General features: G+C 62.1%; 15 protein-coding genes. 5 read left to right on the top strand and 10 right to left on the bottom strand.

The window, feature by feature from the left end; genetic code table 11:
- Positions 1-7 precede the first annotated feature (7 nt).
- The 4 genes from VJS46_RS12605 (at position 8) to VJS46_RS12590 (ending at position 4,410) form a co-directional block, all read left to right on the top strand.
- Complete coding sequence (locus tag VJS46_RS12605; protein WP_324060408.1) at positions 8-979, top strand: YihY/virulence factor BrkB family protein; 972 nt, start codon at positions 8-10, stop codon at positions 977-979.
- Complete coding sequence (fabI, locus tag VJS46_RS12600) at positions 976-1,785, top strand: enoyl-ACP reductase FabI (protein ID WP_324060407.1); 810 nt, start codon at positions 976-978, stop codon at positions 1,783-1,785. The genes VJS46_RS12605 and fabI overlap by 4 nt, the downstream gene beginning before the upstream one ends.
- Positions 1,786-1,859: 74 nt before the next feature.
- On the top strand, positions 1,860-2,927 hold the full coding sequence (gene aroC, locus VJS46_RS12595) for a chorismate synthase (RefSeq protein WP_324060406.1): 1,068 nt from the start codon (positions 1,860-1,862) through the stop codon (positions 2,925-2,927).
- 139 nt (positions 2,928-3,066) lie between these two features.
- Positions 3,067-4,410, top strand: a complete 1,344-nt coding sequence (locus VJS46_RS12590; protein WP_324060405.1) for a dicarboxylate/amino acid:cation symporter — start codon at positions 3,067-3,069, stop codon at positions 4,408-4,410.
- Positions 4,411-4,571: 161 nt separating this feature from the next.
- On the opposite strand, the gene VJS46_RS12585 is transcribed toward VJS46_RS12590, so the two are convergent.
- Both VJS46_RS12585 and VJS46_RS12580 read right to left on the bottom strand, forming a co-directional pair.
- Complete coding sequence (locus VJS46_RS12585) at positions 4,572-5,318, bottom strand: class I SAM-dependent methyltransferase (protein ID WP_324060404.1); 747 nt, start codon at positions 5,316-5,318, stop codon at positions 4,572-4,574.
- A 56-nt stretch (positions 5,319-5,374) separates the two neighbouring features.
- Positions 5,375-6,664 carry an adenylosuccinate synthase gene (locus VJS46_RS12580; RefSeq protein WP_324060403.1) on the bottom strand — a complete coding sequence of 430 codons (1,290 nt, stop codon included), beginning with the start codon at positions 6,662-6,664 and terminating at the stop codon, positions 5,375-5,377.
- A gap of 113 nt (positions 6,665-6,777) precedes the next feature.
- Here VJS46_RS12580 and VJS46_RS12575 point away from each other — a divergent pair, with 113 nt between their 5' ends.
- Positions 6,778-7,617 (top strand): alpha/beta hydrolase, encoded by an 840-nt coding sequence (locus VJS46_RS12575; protein ID WP_324060402.1) that lies wholly within the window; start codon positions 6,778-6,780, stop codon positions 7,615-7,617.
- Between the two features lie 4 nt (positions 7,618-7,621).
- Here VJS46_RS12575 and VJS46_RS12570 read toward each other — a convergent pair whose 3' ends face one another.
- The 8 genes from VJS46_RS12570 to atpA form a co-directional block, all read right to left on the bottom strand.
- Positions 7,622-8,752 carry an ATP phosphoribosyltransferase regulatory subunit gene (locus tag VJS46_RS12570; protein WP_324060401.1) on the bottom strand — a complete coding sequence of 377 codons (1,131 nt, stop codon included), beginning with the start codon at positions 8,750-8,752 and terminating at the stop codon, positions 7,622-7,624.
- 126 nt (positions 8,753-8,878) lie between these two features.
- Complete coding sequence (serA, locus tag VJS46_RS12565; protein WP_324060400.1) at positions 8,879-10,459, bottom strand: phosphoglycerate dehydrogenase; 1,581 nt, start codon at positions 10,457-10,459, stop codon at positions 8,879-8,881.
- Between the two features lie 125 nt (positions 10,460-10,584).
- Positions 10,585-11,742: a phosphoserine transaminase gene (locus VJS46_RS12560; protein WP_324060399.1), complete on the bottom strand. Its 1,158-nt coding sequence runs from the start codon at positions 11,740-11,742 to the stop codon at positions 10,585-10,587.
- A 310-nt stretch (positions 11,743-12,052) separates the two neighbouring features.
- On the bottom strand, positions 12,053-12,310 hold the full coding sequence (locus tag VJS46_RS12555) for an ATP synthase F1 subunit epsilon (protein WP_324060398.1): 258 nt from the start codon (positions 12,308-12,310) through the stop codon (positions 12,053-12,055).
- Positions 12,311-12,425: 115 nt separating this feature from the next.
- Positions 12,426-13,967, bottom strand: coding sequence for a F0F1 ATP synthase subunit beta (gene atpD, locus VJS46_RS12550; protein ID WP_324060397.1), 1,542 nt, complete (start codon positions 13,965-13,967; stop codon positions 12,426-12,428).
- A gap of 24 nt (positions 13,968-13,991) precedes the next feature.
- A complete protein-coding gene (locus VJS46_RS12545; protein ID WP_324060396.1) occupies positions 13,992-14,867 on the bottom strand; it encodes a F0F1 ATP synthase subunit gamma in 876 nt (291 codons plus the stop codon).
- Position 14,868: 1 nt separating this feature from the next.
- Positions 14,869-15,162, bottom strand: a complete 294-nt coding sequence (locus VJS46_RS12540) for a putative quinol monooxygenase (RefSeq protein ID WP_324060395.1) — start codon at positions 15,160-15,162, stop codon at positions 14,869-14,871.
- On the bottom strand, positions 15,162-16,691 hold the full coding sequence (atpA, locus tag VJS46_RS12535) for a F0F1 ATP synthase subunit alpha (RefSeq protein WP_324060394.1): 1,530 nt from the start codon (positions 16,689-16,691) through the stop codon (positions 15,162-15,164). The genes VJS46_RS12540 and atpA overlap by 1 nt, the downstream gene beginning before the upstream one ends.
- Position 16,692: the final 1 nt, after the last annotated feature.

The following is a 16,692-nucleotide window of genomic DNA, read 5'->3' as shown; positions in this document are numbered from 1 at the left end:
CATCCTGATGGCCAATTCCTCCCCGCAATCGCCCGAAGCCCGCCGGAAGCGGTTGCAAGAAGTGCGGATGCGGGTGAGGAAGGCCATTCCCAGACCCGGCTCCTATCCCTTCGAAGTGCTGAAACGGGTGGCGGTCGGCGTCTATAATGACGGCTTCATTCATGCCGGAAACCTCGCCTACCTTTCCTTGATGACGGTATTTCCCTTTTTCATAGTCGCCGTCGCGATCGCCAAGATATTCGGCCGGACGGCGGACGGTATGGCCAGCGTCGGCGCCTTCCTGCAAACCGTCCCGCCGAGCGTCGCTGATGTGCTGCGTCCCCCGATCATCGAAGCGCTGACGGCCCGCACCGGCAATCTCCTCTGGTTCGGCGCCATTGTCGGCCTGTGGACGACGGGCAGCCTGATCGAAACGCTGCGCGACATATTGCGGCGGGCCTATGGCACCAAAGGCGGCCGGGCATTTTGGGAATACCGTCTGGGGGCCATCGGCATCACTGTGCTTTCCGTGTTCGCGGTCATGTTCGCCTTCAGCATTCAAGTGATGCTGGTCGGTGTCGAACAAATCATGCGGACACTGTTCCCCTTCGCGGACCAGGCCATTGCGATCGTCACGGCGACCAAGCTGCTCCCCATGCTGGTGGTGGGCGGGGCGCTCTATTTCCTGTTCCTCTCGCTCACTCCGCGGGCGTACAAACCCAAGCAGTTCCCGAAATGGCCCGGAGCCGTGCTGACCGCAGTCTGGTGGTATGGGACGACAATGCTGCTGCCGCCAACGCTTTCGCTGCTTGGCGGTTATGACCTCACCTATGGCAGTCTTGCGGGCGTGATGATTGTGCTCATTTTTTTCTTTGTCATTGGGCTGGGCGTGGTAATTGGCGCGGAGCTAAACGCGGCCCTTGCCGAATTTCCGCAGGAGGAGGCGGAGGCAGAAGCAGCGATGGCACAGGCGAAAGATCGGGAGGTTTCGACGGAATGACGGGCTTGATGGCGGGTAAGCGCGGTCTGATCATGGGCTTGGCCAATGACAAGTCGCTGGCCTGGGGAATTTCGCGGCAATTGGCCGCGCAAGGCGCGCAGCTCGCTTTCTCCTACCAGGGGGAGGCATTGGAAAAGCGCGTGCGTCCGCTGGCCGCCGAACTCGGGTCCGACGATTTCCTGGTGGAATGCGATGTATCCGACATGGGGGCGCTGGATCGCGCTTTCGACACGATTGCCGAGCGCTGGCCGACGATCGATTTCGTGGTGCACGCCATCGGCTTTTCCGACAAGAACGAGCTGCGCGGCAAATATGTGGACACCAGCCTCGAAAATTTCCTGCTGACCATGAACATCTCCGCCTACAGCTTCGTCGCTGTGGCGAAGCGGGCAAGGGCAATGATGCCGGAGGGCGGAAGCCTGCTGACCTTGAGCTATTATGGCGCTGAAAAAGTCATTCCTCACTATAATGTGATGGGCGTCGCCAAGGCCGCACTGGAAACCTCCGTCAAATATCTCGCGGTGGACCTTGGGCCGGAGAAGATAAGGGTGAACGCCGTTTCAGCGGGCCCCATCAAGACGCTGGCGGCATCGGGCATCGGCGATTTCCGCTACATCATGAAATGGAACGAGTATAATTCCCCGCTGCGCCGCAATGTCACCATTGAGGATGTTGGGGGCGCCGGGCTCTACCTGCTGTCCGACCTCGCAAGCGGCGTTACGGGTGAGATCCACCATGTCGATGCGGGCTACAATGTCGTCGGCATGAAGGCAGAGGATGCACCGGACATCGCGCTGGAAAAATGAAATCCGAAGTCCGTTCGTCCCTAGCATAGTCGAGGGACGTGTCTCGACTTCGCTCGACACGAACGGGATAATGAATGTCCTTTAACATCTTCGGCCGCGTTTTTCGCTTTTCCACCTGGGGAGAGAGCCATGGCCCCGCCATCGGCGCGGTCGTGGACGGCTGCCCTCCGGGTCTGGCGCTGAGCGAAACCGACATTCAGCCCTGGCTCGACAAGCGCCGGCCCGGCACATCGCGCTTCACCACGCAGCGGCAGGAGCCGGATCAGGTGCGTATCCTTTCGGGGGTATTCGAAGGGAAGACCACCGGAACGCCGATCAGCCTGATGATTGAGAATGTGGACCAGCGCTCCAAGGACTATTCCGAAGTCGCCAAAGCCTATCGCCCCGGCCATGCCGATTATGCCTATGACGCCAAATATGGTTTCCGCGACTATCGCGGCGGCGGCCGTTCAAGCGCGCGGGAAACCGCAAGCCGCGTGGCCGCAGGTGCCGTGGCGCGGCTGGTGATCCCGGAAGTGCAGATCCTCGGCTATGTTACCGAGATTGGCGGCGATCCCATTGATTTTGCGAATTTCGATGAGGCAGAGATCGGGAACAATCCCTTTTTCTGCCCGGACGCGAAGGCCGCCGCCCGCTGGGAAAAGCTGGTCGATGCGGCGCGGAAGGATGGTTCGTCGCTGGGCGCAGTCGTGGAATGTATGGCGACCGGCGTGCCCGCAGGCTGGGGCGCCCCGCTTTATGCCAAGCTGGACAGCGAACTTGCCGCTGCCTGCATGAGCATCAACGCCGTAAAAGGCGTTGAGATTGGCGATGGCTTTGCCGCGGCGCGTCTGCGGGGCGAGGAAAATGCCGATCCGATGAGGCCGGGCGAAAATGGACCGGTCTTTGCCGCCAACCATGCGGGGGGAATCGCCGGGGGTATTTCCACGGGCCAGCCCGTCAAAGTGCGGGTGGCGTTCAAGCCCACCAGCTCGATCCTCATTCCAGTCGAAACCATCAGCCGCGAAGGGCAGGAAAGCGAGATCAGGACGAAGGGCCGTCATGACCCCTGTGTCGGGATACGCGGCGTGCCGGTTGTCGAAGCCATGATGGCGCTTGTGTTGGCCGATCAGAAGCTGCTCCACCGGGCACAGTGCGGGTAAGGAGTGGCGCTGCTGCCCTCGAGGCATCTTTGCATAAGTGGAAAGGTCATTCCCGCGAAAGCGGGGATGACGATATTCTGGAAGCTTCACGAAGGTCCTGCTTCCGCAGGAGCGTGGCGGATGAAGGGGAGATGCGTTGATGGCCGCCAGCACCTCAGCAACAGACAAAAAGGGCATTTCCCTGCAATGGCAAATGCTGATCGGTTTCCTTACCGGGCTGGTCCTGGGACTGATCGTCCATATAGGCGCCAGGGATGCAGAATGGGTTGGCACGGTCACCACCTATGTGACTGAACCTATTGGCCAGATCTTCCTGCGCCTGCTGTTCATGCTTGTGATCCCGCTGCTCTTTTCCGCGCTGGTGATCGGGATAGCGGAGATGGGAGAAATCCGGTCCTTGCGGCGAGTGGGCATCCGGACACTGATCTACACCCTGGTCGTGTCCAGCATCGCCGTGGCGGTCAGCCTGCTCGCCGTCAATCTTCTGCAGCCGGGCCAGGGCGTCGATCCGGCTATAGCGCGGCAACTGCTCGCCAATGCGGGGGACGGCGCAAAGGCGATCCTTGAGCGTTCGGGAGAAAGCCCGACCGGCATCGAGGCGCTGGTCAACATCGTGCCGTCCAATGTCGTCGCGGCTATGAGTGCCAATGACATATTGGCGGTCATGTTCTTCGCTCTTTTCTTCGGGATCGGGCTGGTGCTGGTGCAGACGCCCAACAGCCGTGCGCTCAAGGATATGATCGAGGGCGTCTTTGAAATTGCGATGCGGCTGATCGGGATCGTCATCCGCATGGCGCCGCTCGCCATCGCCTGTTTCATGTTCAATCTGGCCGCGCTGTTCGGCTGGGACCTGCTGGTGCGGCTTTCGGCCTATGTGGGCGTCGTGCTGCTGGCGCTTGGCATCCAGATGTTTCTGGTGTTCTCGGCCTTGCTGGTGGTGCTGGCGAAGAAATCGCCCCTGGCTTTCTTCAAGGAGGTGCAGGAGGCAGTTGTCATGGCCTTTGCCACGGCCTCGTCCAATGCCACCCTTCCGACTTCGCTCCGCGTCGCTGACACGCAGTTGAAGCTGCCCCCGAAAGTGTCGCGCTTTGTGCTGACCATTGGCGCTACCGCCAATCAGAACGGCACGGCCATGTTCGAGGGCGTCACCGTCATCTTTCTGGCGCAGTTCTTTGGTGTCGATCTGACGGCGGGCCAGCAACTGATGGTGATGCTGGTCTGCATTTTGGGCGGGATCGGCACAGCGGGCGTGCCTGCAGGATCATTGCCCGTGGTGGCGCTGATCCTGGGCATGGTTGGCGTCCCGCCAGAGGGGATCGGGCTGGTGCTGGGTGTGGACCGTTTCCTGGACATGTGCCGCACGACGCTGAACGTCACTGGTGACCTTGTGGCTGCCACGGTGATCGCGGCGGGGGAAAAGGACGAACATCCCGCACCGCCCATTTCTGATGGAGAAAGGATGGCGCGGCTGCCGGAGGTTTAGGGTACGGTGACGTCAAAGAGGCCGTTGCGAAAGACCTTTTACCGTCATCCCCGCGCAGGCGGGGATCCATCTCCTGGGCCGTCCGCTTGATTTTACGCCGGAAAATGGATTGCCGGCTTCGTGGGAATGACGAAAATCTTAGCGCATTTTTGCGATAATCATTAATAAAGACGGCGGCCGACCAACGTGCCCTTGGTCCCGTCTTTCACCAGATCGAAGGAGAAATTGGGCCATTTACGCCGCCAGCGCCGGGCCACCACCCGCTCGCCGGGGCGGGCTGCATCGTCCAGCAGGATGACGCCGCCGGGCGCGATCCGGTAGAACAGGACTTCCGCGGCGCCGCGGACAAAGGGGTGAACCGACCAGGGCGGACCGTCGATGATCAGCATGTCGATGGCTTCCGGCAGAGCCGAGAGCTGATACCAATAGCCCGGCCAATCGCCGGGGGAGGGGACGAGCGGCGCATGATGCATATCGGCGGTGAGGCTGTGCTCGCCAAGCCAGTCTTTCGTCGCTTCGACGAAATCCCCATGCTGGTCATAGCTATGCAAGGAGCCGCCGCCGAAAAGTTGCAGGGCGCGGGCGGTTACCAGACTGGATGCTCCCGAACCGAGCTCGACTACATTCCTGGGCTGACGGGTTTCGATAACGTCAACGATCAGCCGCAGCAGCGCCGTGTCGGCCTTCCAGCTACCAAGGTGCGGCAATGCGTCCTTTGGCAGGTCCAGCCGTTCCAGCAGGGCGGCCTTGTCCTTTTTCCGTCCCCCCGACAGGCTGCGCAAAAGCCACGGCCATCCTATTGCTCCGAAGGCCAGGACATGAAGCCAGTCCGCCACCGCTCTCGGAATAGGGTTGGCTTCCTCCACCATGTTGCGCGGTAATAGGCTGGTGGCTTCTCTGGATGTCATGCGCCAGAGATGGGATGAAACTCCATTTCGGGCAAGAAGAAATCCAGCAACTTACCTTAATCGGCGAACGGATCATGTACCAATATGGTGTCGTCCCGCTGCGGAGAAGTGGACACCAAAGTCACCGGACACTGGATCAGTTCCTCGATGCGGCGGATATATTTTATCGCCTGCGCGGGAAGTTCCGCCCAGCTCCGCGCGCCCGCGGTGGTTTCGTTCCAGCCTTCGATGCTTTCGTAAATCGGTTCCACCCGTGCCTGATCATTGGGATGCGGGGGCAGATAGTCATAGACCTTTCCGTCCAGCTTGTAGCCGGTGCAGATCTTGATCTCCTTCATCCCGTCCAGGATATCGAGCTTGGTAAGGGCGATGCCAGTGATGCCGCTGACTGCCGCCGACTGGCGCACCAGAACGGCATCGAACCAGCCGCACCGGCGCTTGCGGCCTGTGTTGACCCCAAATTCATGGCCCCGCGTGCCGAGCAGTTCCCCAATCTCATTGTCCTGTTCGGTCGGGAAAGGGCCCGATCCGACGCGCGTGGTATAGGCTTTGACGATGCCGAGCACGAAACCCACGCCGCGCGGTCCAAGCCCGGAGCCCGAGGATGCGGTGCCCGCCACCGTGTTGGAGGAGGTCACGAACGGATAGGTGCCGTGATCGACATCCAGCAGGACGCCCTGGGCGCCTTCGAACAGGATACGGTCGCCCCGCTTGCGCGCCTCATTGAGGGTCACCCAGACCGGCTTGGCATAGGGCAGGACGAAATCGGCAATGTCCTTGAGCTGTTCCATCAGCGCTTCGCGGTCGACCGGCGGTTCGCCGAACCCGGCGCGCAGGGCATCATGGTGCGCGCACAGACGATCCAGTTGCGGTCCGAGGTCTTGGAGATGAGCAAGGTCGCAGATGCGGATCGCGCGACGGCCGACCTTGTCCTCATAAGCGGGACCGATGCCCCGGCGGGTCGTCCCGATCTTGCCAGCGCCGCTCGCATCCTCCCGCATCGCGTCCAGATCGCGGTGGATCGGCAGGATCAGTGGCGCGGTCTCGGCGACATGCAGAACCTCCGGTGTAATCGTGATTCCCTGGCCGGCGATCTTCTGCACTTCGTCACGGAAATGCCAGGGATCGAATACGACCCCGTTGCCGATGACCGAAAGGGTGCCACGCACCACGCCGGATGGCAGCAGCGCCAGCTTATAGGTGTTGTTGCCGACCACCAGCGTGTGCCCGGCATTATGGCCACCCTGGAAGCGAACGACGCAGTCGGCGCGTTCCGCCAGCCAGTCGACAATCTTGCCCTTGCCCTCATCGCCCCACTGGGCGCCGATAACCGTAACATTGGCCAATTTCAGGAATCCTTTGCGGCAAACAGGGCCGTCTTTAGCGTCTTCGCTCCGGGAGGCAAGCCACCGTTCAGTTTGCCTTTGCTAAATAAGGTTTCAGGCCTGAAAATGGAGCCATGCCCGTGCGACTCCTCGCTCCGATCATCTTTTCCCTGGCGGCGGCAGTGCCCGCGGCATGGGAGGAGAAGGAGCCGCCGGCCCAGGAATATGAATATGGCGCGGACGCCAGTCAAAAGCTGGACCTCTGGCGAGGACGGGGCAAAAGCGCGCCGGTCATTCTCTATATCCATGGCGGGGGCTGGTCCCAGGGTGACAAGGAGCATGATGCGCTTCAGAAGGCCGCGCATTATGGACAGATGGGCTATGCCTTTGCCTCGATGAACTATCGCCTGGTTCCGCAGGCCACGGTGGAGCAGCAGGTGGCTGATGTGGCAAGCGCGATCGCATGGCTGCGCGCTCAGTCCCGCCCGCTTGGTATAAACAAGGGCAGGATCATCCTGATGGGTCATAGTGCGGGTGCGCATCTGGCGGCGCTGGTCGCTACTGATCCTGTTTATCTGAAGAATGCAGGGCTATCGATGAAGGCGATTGCTGGCGTCGTGCTTCTGGACGGTGCCGCCTATCATGTGCCTTCCCAGCTTGGTGTCGGCAATGCGGACATGCAGCGTTTGCGGAGCATTGCCTTTGGCGGGGATGTGGCAAGGCAGATGCGGCTTTCGCCGGTGAGTCACGCGGCCAGGCCCAATGCCGGGCCTTTCCTCCTCCTGCATGTGAACAATCCGAGCACCATCGCACAATCCAGGGGATTGGCGGCGCTGCTGCGAAAGGCCGGGACCAAGGTGACGATCGACATGATCCCGAACAGCGATCATATGCGGCTCAACCGCCATTTGGGCGATGAGGGGGACAGGGCGACGGAACTGGTGGATCAATTCCTGGCCACGGCGGTGCCGTAGGGTTTCAGCCCTTGAGCGGTACCGGCCGCTGACCCTGAAGGACATGGGTACAGCCCAGCGCGGCGCCGTTGTCACTGGCCGAAAGGGCAGCGACGGTCCGCCATCCTTCCCTGCGCAATTCAGCCGCCTTGGACGCGTCATGGCCAAGCGGCAGGAACAGCCGCATGCTTTCCTCGCGGGCAAAGCCGGCGTCGATCAAGGGATCGGGATAGAGCGAAAAGCCGATGGCGGGTTCTTCCTGGCCGTCGGGGTGCGTGATCATATAGGTCCCGCCGCGGCCGACTTCCCCGACAAAGCCCTCGGCGAACAGGGAGAAGCCGAACCAGGTCTGATATTCGAAGCCGTGGCGCTCAGTCGGGTCCAGCGTCAGAGTGATGTCCCAGCTGATCGGCTTGGCGATGGCGCGCAGGGCTTCCGTCCGGCTCTTGAGCGCGCCGACCGCGTCCAGAGCGTCCAGCTTGTCCATCGCGGCGTGAAAGGGGCCCGTCGCCTCGATGAGGGGAAGATAGGTGGCGGGACCGGAGCCCAGGCCCACAAGCGCGCCCGCATCCTTTGCGTCCAGGGCGGCGCGGACGGCGGGGATTTCATCCGCCGTCAGCGGGAATTCCTGAGCCGCCAATGTGTCGATCAGGTCGGGCAGGGTGAAGTCGACGGTTATGCCCGAAAGGCCCGCCACCTGCAGAGCCTCGATGGCGACGGTGACGATCTCGACGGCTGCCGCCACGCTGTCCGTGCCGATCAGCTCTGCGCCGACCTGCATCATTTCCCGTTCCGGCCGGAGCTGGTTGGCACGGAGCTTGATGACCGGACCACCATAGCAGAGCCGCAGCGGCCGGGCTGCATTGGCGAGGCGGGTGGCGGCGATGCGGCCGACTTGCGCGGTCATGTCGGGGCGGAGCGCCATCATCCGCTGCGAAAGCGGATCGACCACGCGCAAAAGATCCTGCGCGCGGGCGGATTGCAGGCGGGAGACCAGGTTCTGCTCGAACTCCGCGAGTGGCGGCATGACCCGCTGATAGCCATGGCTCGAAACGGTATCGAGCACATGCCGCACAAGCTGCGCCGCCGCCTCCGCCTCGGGAGGCAGACGGTCGCTCAGCCCTTCAGGGAGCAAGCCTGGTGGAATCTTGGTCATGTCTCCCTCCCTTTAGCGAAAACGGTCCGCCAATCCAGTGCGGATTAGCGGACCGGCATTTCGGCTGCTTGCAAGTCCGTCATTCCTGCGTTCGCGGGAATGACGACAATATCGCCTTTTCCTGGTTCAGAGGAATCGGAGCTGCTTTACCGTCTTCACGCCTTCCAGACGGCAGATTTCCCACATGACGGGTTCCGGCACATCCTGATCGACCGACAGCAACAGGATCGCTTCTCCGCCCATGTTGCGGCGGCCAAGGTGGAAGGTGCCGATATTGACCTGCGCCGTTCCGAGCGTCGTGCCGACACGGCCGATGAAGCCCGGCACGTCCTCATTGACGATGTAGAGCATCGTGCCTTTAAGATCAGCTTCCACCTTGATGCCGAACAGTTCAACGAGGCGCGGCGCCTTGTGGCCGAAGAGCGTTCCGGCCACCGAATGCTCGCCCTTGGCGGTGGTAACGGTGACGCGGAGCAGCGTCTGATAGTCGCCTTCGCGGTCATGACGGACTTCGCGCACGTCAAGGCCACGCTCCTTGGCGAGATAGGGAGCGTTCACCATGTTCACGGTGTCGGAATAGACGCGCATCAGCCCGGCCAGTACCGCCGCCACGATCGGCTTCTGGTTGAGTTCAGCGGCATGGCCTTCGGTTTCGATGGAAAGGCCCTTGATGTCCTCGCCTTCAAGCTGGCCTACCAGCGCGCCAAGCTTTTCCGCAAGTTCCATATAGGGGCGCAGCTTCGGGGCTTCCTCGGCTGACAGGCTCGGCATGTTGAGCGCGTTCGTGACGCCGCCGGAGACCAGATAGTCGGCGAGTTGTTCGGCCACCTGGATCGCCACATTGACCTGCGCCTCGCTTGTCGACGCACCAAGATGGGGGGTGGAGACGAAATTGGAGGTGCCGAAGAGCGGGCTTTCCTTGGCGGGCTCGGTCACGAACACGTCAAGCGCCGCGCCTGCAATATGGCCGCTGTCGAGCCCTTCCTTGAGTGCGGCTTCATCGATCAGACCGCCGCGCGCGCAGTTGATGATCCGCACGCCCTCCTTGGTCTTGGCAAGATTTTCGCGCGACAGAATATTGCGGGTCTGTTCGGTCAGCGGCGTGTGAAGCGTGATGAAATCGGCCCGGGCGAGCAGTTCGTCCAGCGTCACCTTCTCCACGCCCATTTCGATCGCGCGCTCGGGCGTCAGGAAGGGGTCGTAGGCGACGACCTTCATCTTCAGGCCAAGCGCGCGGTCGGCGACGATCGAACCGATATTGCCGGCGCCGATCAGGCCCAAGGTCTTGGAGGTGAGTTCCACGCCCATGAAGCGGTTCTTTTCCCATTTGCCCGCCTGTGTGGAGGCGTCGGCTTCGGGTAGCTGGCGGGCGAGGGCGAACATCAGCGCAATGGCATGTTCGGCAGTGGTGATAGAGTTCCCAAAGGGCGTGTTCATGACAACGACGCCCTTGGACGAGGCATAGGGAATGTCGACATTGTCGACGCCAATGCCTGCCCGGCCAACGACCTTCAGATTGGTCGCGGCATCGAGCACTTCCTTGGTGACCTTGGTCGCCGAACGGATGGCGAGGCCGTCATATTGGCCGATGATCTTGATCAGCTCGTCCTTGGAAAGACCGGTAATTTCGTCAACCTCGACTCCGCGCGCACGAAAGATTTCGGCGGCCTTGGGATCCATCTGGTCGGAAATGAGAACTTTGGGCATTTAAGTTTCCTTATCTCTCCCTCTCCCCTTCAGGGGAGAGGGCCGGGGAGAGGGGAAGGAGGGTCGGGCAGGAACCGGCTTACAGGCCCCTCTCCCAACCCTCTCCCTTGAAGGGGAGAGGGCTATTAGCCGCGTGACGCCGCCCAGGCCCAGTCGAGCCAGGGGCCGAGCGCCTCGATGTCGGCTGCATCAACCGTCGCGCCGCACCAGATGCGCAGGCCAGCAGGGGCATCGCGATAGCCCGCGATGTCATAAGCTGCGCCTTCCTTCTCCAGCAGCGCGGCGAAGCTCTTAATAAAGGCTTCGTCAGCGCCCTGAACCGTCAGGCAGACGCTGGTCTTCGACCGCGTGGCGGGATCCGTGGCGAGATGGCCGAGCCAGTCGCGCTCGGCAACGATCTTGTCCAGTGCGGCTGCATTGGCGTCGCTGCGGGCGATGAGGCCATCGGGGCCACCAAGTGACTTGCCCCACTCAAGGGCGAAAATCGCGTCCTCTACGGCCAACATCGACGGAGTGTTGATGGTCTCGCCCTTGAACACGCCCTCGGCGAGCTTGCCCTTGGAGATGAGGCGGAACACCTTTGGAAGCGGCCATGCGGGCGTATAGGTTTCCAGCCGTTCGACTGCGCGAGGGCCAAGGATCAGCACGCCATGCGCACCTTCGCCGCCCAGCACTTTCTGCCAGGAGAAAGTGGCGACGTCGATCTTGGTCCAGTCGATCTCATAGGCGAACACCGCGCTGGTCGCGTCGGCGAAGGACAGGCCCTCGCGATTGTCGGGAATCCAGTCGGCATTGGGCACGCGCACGCCCGATGTGGTGCCGTTCCAAGTGAACAGCACGTCGTTCGACCAATCCACCGCGTTCAGGTCGGGAAGCTGGCCATAGTCGGCACGAATGACGGTGGGATCGAGCTTGAGCTGCTTGGCGACGTCCGTCACCCAGCCTTCGCCAAAGCTTTCCCATGCGAGCGTGGTGACCGGGCGGGCGCCCAGCATCGTCCACATCGCCATTTCAAAGGCGCCCGTGTCGGAGCCCGGCACGATGCCGATGCGGTGCGTTTCGGGCAGGCGGAGCAACTCGCGCATCAGGTCGATGCAATATTGCAGCCGAGTCTTGCCGAGCTTCGAACGGTGCGAACGGCCCAGCGATTCGCTGGCGAGCTTTTCGGCGGACCAGCCCGGAGGCTTGGCGCACGGACCCGACGAGAAAAACGGGCGGGCAGGCTTTGTGGTGGGTTTTGCGGGAAGCAAAGCGGCTTCCGCGGCGCGGGTAACGTCAGTCATATCTGTATCTCTCCTCACAGAGAGCACGCGCTGCGTTGGGGCAGCGTGGCCCGCTGACGCTCATAAAGGCGGGCAGGGGAAAGTCAAGCGGGGTGGTGGGGGCTATGATCGATATGGCGAAAGGAGTGGCCAATTTCCCTCTCCCATGGGGAGAGGATAAGAAGGCTTGGCTGCGTGCAGCCTAGCCGGAGTTGGTGAGGGGTTGTGCCTTAACAAGGGGCGCGGAACCCCTCTCCCAACTTCGACTAGGACCGACTGCGTCGGCCCAAGTCTGCGTATCCCTCTCCCTCTGGAGAGGGCGTGACGACTCTTACTCGTCGATTTTTTCGGCGAGGACCGTCAGGCCCTTTTCGTTCACTTCCGCAAAGCCGCCTTCGATCATGATCGTCTCCGGCGCGGCGTTGGCGCTCGCGAAGACCTGGACCGCGCCGTCGCGGATCGTGGACATGAAGGGAGCATGGCCCTCCAGCACGCCGAAGTCGCCCTCTGCGCCGGGGACGACGACCATATAGACTTCGTCTGAGCGGACGAGTTTTGCCGGGGTTACGAGTTCGAAATGCAGGGCCATTTTACTATTTCCTAGCCCCTCCCCTTCAGGGGAGGGGTTGGGGTGGGGGAGGGCGCGGCCGTTCTGATAGGCCCCACCCCCCGGCCCCCTCCCCTGAAGGGGAGGGGGAGGGTGATTACGCCGCTTCGGCAGCCAGCTTTGCGGCCTTTTCGATCGCTTCGTTGATGCCGCCGACCATGTAGAAGGCTGCTTCGGGCAGATGGTCATATTCGCCCTCGACCACGGCCTTGAACGACTTGATGGTGTCCTCGACAGCCACGAACTTGCCGGGGATGCCGGTGAAGACTTCGGCGACGTGGAAGGGCTGCGACAGGAAGCGCTGGATCTTGCGCGCGCGGGCGACGGTCAGCTTGTCCTCTTCGGAAAGCTCGTCCATGCCCAGAATGGCGATGATGTCCTGCAGCGACTTGTACTTCTGCAGCGTCGACTGCACCGCACGGGCGGTTTCATAATGCTCCTGGCCAACGACCCGCGGCTCCAGAACGCGGCTGGTCGAGTCGAGCGGGTCAACCGCCGGATAGATGCCCAGCTCGGAAATGGCGCGGTTAAGCACGGTCGTGGCGTCAAGGTGCGCGAAGGACGTGGCCGGCGCCGGGTCGGTCAAGTCGTCAGCAGGCACGTAAATCGCCTGCACCGAGGTGATCGAGCCCTTGTTGGTGGAGGTGATGCGCTCCTGCAGCGCACCCATGTCGGTGGCAAGCGTCGGCTGATAGCCCACGGCCGAAGGAATACGGCCGAGAAGCGCGGACACTTCCGAACCTGCCTGAGTGAAACGGAAGATGTTGTCCACGAAGAAGAGCACGTCCTGGCCTTCCTGGTCGCGGAAATATTCGGCGATGGTGAGGCCCGACAGAGCAACGCGAGCGCGGGCGCCCGGCGGTTCGTTCATCTGGCCATAGACCAGGGCCACCTTGGAGCCTTCGGAGATCGCGTTGCCGTCGGCGTCCTTGGCGATAACGCCGGCGTCGAGGAATTCGTGGTAAAGGTCGTTGCCCTCACGGGTCCGCTCACCCACGCCCGCGAACACGGAGGTGCCGCCATGGCCCTTCGCGATGTTGTTGATGAGTTCCTGGATGAGCACGGTCTTGCCCACGCCCGCACCGCCGAACAGGCCGATCTTGCCGCCCTTTGCATAGGGGGCGAGAAGGTCGATGACCTTGATGCCGGTGACGAGGATGCTGGCTTCGGTCGACTGGTCGACGAACTCGGGAGCCTTGGCGTGGATCGGCGCGCGAAGTTCGGTGCCGACGGGGCCACGCTCGTCGATCGGCTCACCGACGACGTTCAGGATGCGGCCGAGCGTCTTGGGACCGACGGGCACGGAGATCTGCGCGCCGGTGTCGACGACTTCCTGGCCACGGGTCAGGCCGTCGGTCGAGTCCATGGCGATGGTGCGGACGGTGTTTTCACCCAGATGCTGCGCAACCTCGAGCACAAGACGCTGGCCGTTATTGCTGGTTTCCAGCGCGGCCAGAATGGAGGGCAGGCGATCCGGGAAGGTCACGTCGACGACGGCGCCGATAACCTGGCTGATCTGGCCGACATTGTTGGTGCCGGTGGAGGCGGTCAGCGTCGCTGCGGGCGCTGCGGCTTCCGCAACGGCCTTCTTCGCGGCCGGCTTCCTGGGTGCTTTCGCCTTGGGTGCTTCGGTTGCCATGTTCGTTTCCTTGCCTACGATTCCTTAAAGCGCTTCCGCGCCTGAAATGATTTCAACGAGTTCGGTGGTGATCGCCGCCTGACGCGAGCGGTTATACTGGATGGTGAGCTTGTTGATGAGGTCGCCCGCATTGCGCGTCGCATTGTCCATGGCGGTCATCGAAGCGCCCTGTTCAGACGCCGCATTTTCCAGCAGTGCGCCGAAGATCTGGATGGTGACGTTGCGCGGCAGCAGGGCCGAGAGGATTTCCTCTTCGTCCGGCTCATATTCGACCGCGGCCGAGCTGGCTTCGCCCGCGGCGGCGGGGATGGCGACCGGGATGATCTGGCGAACCGTCGGTTCCTGCAGCAGCGCGGAGCGGAACTTCGAGTAGAAGAGATGGGCGACGTCGAACTTGCCCTTCTCGAACAGCTCCATCACCTGAGCAGCGATTTCCTGCGCTTCGTCATAGCCGACATCGCGGATGCCGGTGGTGTCGAACTGCGCAATGGTCTGCTTGGGGAAGAGACGGTTGATGACCGCGCGGCCCTTGCGGCCGACCAGGAAGAATTTGACCGTCTTGCCTTCCGCGATCAGCTCTTCGGCCTTGATGCGGGCAGCCTTGACGATGTTGGAGTTGAACGCGCCGGCAAGGCCGCGATCGGAGTTGCAGACGACGAGCAGGTGGACCTGATCGCTGCCGGTTCCCGCGAGCAGCTTCGGGCTCGACGCGCTCACCGTTACTTTGGAGGCGAGGCTCGCCATCACCGCCTCAAGCCGTGAGGCATAGGGCCGCGCGGATTCCGCCGCCGCCTGCGCCTTGCGCAGCTTGGCCGCTGCGACCATCTGCTTGGCCTTGGTGATCTTCTGGGTCGATTTCACCGACCCGATCCGGCCCTTGAGTTCCTTGAGGCTAGCCATGTCAGTCCTTCAGTTCCGTCACTTCTACCAACGCAGGGGCTTCGCGAAGCCAGACTTTGTATTTTTCGAACACAGCTTGAGTGTAATCCTGCGCATGGTGGAAATCGAACGCAGAGCGGTTTGCCCAACGTTCGAAGATGTATAGATTCGACGATCCGTCAGCCGCCCGATAGGGCTCGAAATGCTCGCAACCCGGCTCCGCGCGCGTTTGCGCCACGATGGCCGCAACGGCTTCCCGAGCATCGTCCAGATGTTCGGGCTTAACCGGAATAGTGGCGAACACCGTATAGCTCATTACGCAAACGTCTTTCCGAACGCGTCCAGAGCGGCGACCAGGCCCTTCTTGGCGTCGTCGGTCAGGTCCTTGGCGTCGCGGATCGCGGTCAGCACGCCCGCATGATCGCTGCGCAGATAGCTCAACATCTGTGCTTCATAGCGGGTGACGTCGCCGACCGGGATGCCGTCCAGATAGCCGTTGGTGCCGGCGAAGATAGACGCGGTCTGCTCTTCGAAAGGCATCGGCGAGAACTGGGCCTGCTTCAGCAGCTCAGTAAGGCGGGCACCACGATTGAGCAGCTTCTGCGTCGAAGCGTCGAGATCCGAACCGAACTGGGCGAAAGCCGCCATTTCGCGGTACTGTGCCAGTTCCAGCTTGATCGAGCCGGACACCTTCTTCATCGCCTTGGTCTGCGCGGCGGAACCCACGCGGCTCACCGACAGGCCGACGTTGATCGCCGGACGGATGCCCGCGAAGAACAGGTCGGTTTCAAGGAAGATTTGGCCGTCGGTGATCGAAATCACGTTGGTCGGAATATAAGCCGACACGTCGCCCGCCTGGGTTTCGATGATCGGCAGGGCGGTGAGCGAACCGGCGCCATTGGAGTCGTTCATCTTCGCCGCGCGCTCGAGGAGGCGGCTGTGAAGATAGAACACGTCGCCGGGATAGGCTTCGCGGCCCGGAGGACGGCGGAGCAGGAGCGACATCTGGCGATAGGCCACGGCCTGCTTGGAAAGATCGTCATAAACGATCACGGCGTGCATGCCGTTGTCGCGGAAGAATTCGCCCATGGTGACGCCGGTATAGGGCGCCAGATACTGCAGCGGAGCAGGCTCCGAAGCGGTCGCGGCGACGACGATGGAATATTCCATCGCGCCATTTTCCTCGAGTTGGCGGACGATCTGCGCGACGGTCGAGCGCTTCTGGCCGACGGCGACATAGATGCAGTAGAGCTTCTTGCTCTCGTCCGAACCCTGGTTGACGGTCTTCTGGTTGATGAAGGTGTCGATGGCGACGGCGGTCTTGCCGGTCTGACGGTCGCCGATGATCAGCTCGCGCTGGCCACGGCCGATCGGAACCAGGGCGTCGATGGCCTTGAGCCCGGTCTGCACCGGCTCATGCACCGACTTCCGGGGGATGATGCCCGGAGCCTTGACTTCCACGCGCTTGCGCTCGGTGTACTGGATCGGGCCTTTGCCGTCGATCGGGTTGCCAAGGCCGTCAACCACGCGGCCGAGCAGGCCCTTGCCGACCGGAACGTCCACGATGGTGCCGGTGCGCTTGACGGTGTCGCCTTCCTTGATCTCAGCGTCCGAGCCGAAGATCACGACGCCGACATTGTCGGCTTCAAGGTTGAGCGCCATGCCCTGCACGCCATTGGCGAACTCCACCATCTCACCGGCCTGCACATTGTCGAGGCCGTGGATGCGGGCAATACCGTCACCGACGTTGAGCACGGTTCCGATTTCCGAAACCTGGGCCTGAGTACCGAAATTGGCGATCTGGTCCTTGATGACCTTCGAGATTTCTGCGGCGCGGATATCCATG

It is taken from the genome of Rhizorhapis sp. (assembly GCF_035276005.1).
In the GTDB taxonomy this organism is placed as follows: Bacteria; Pseudomonadota; Alphaproteobacteria; order Sphingomonadales; family Sphingomonadaceae; genus Rhizorhapis.
The sequence above is the reverse complement of the archived record's forward strand: the minus strand, read 5'-3'. Positions and strand labels throughout refer to the sequence as shown.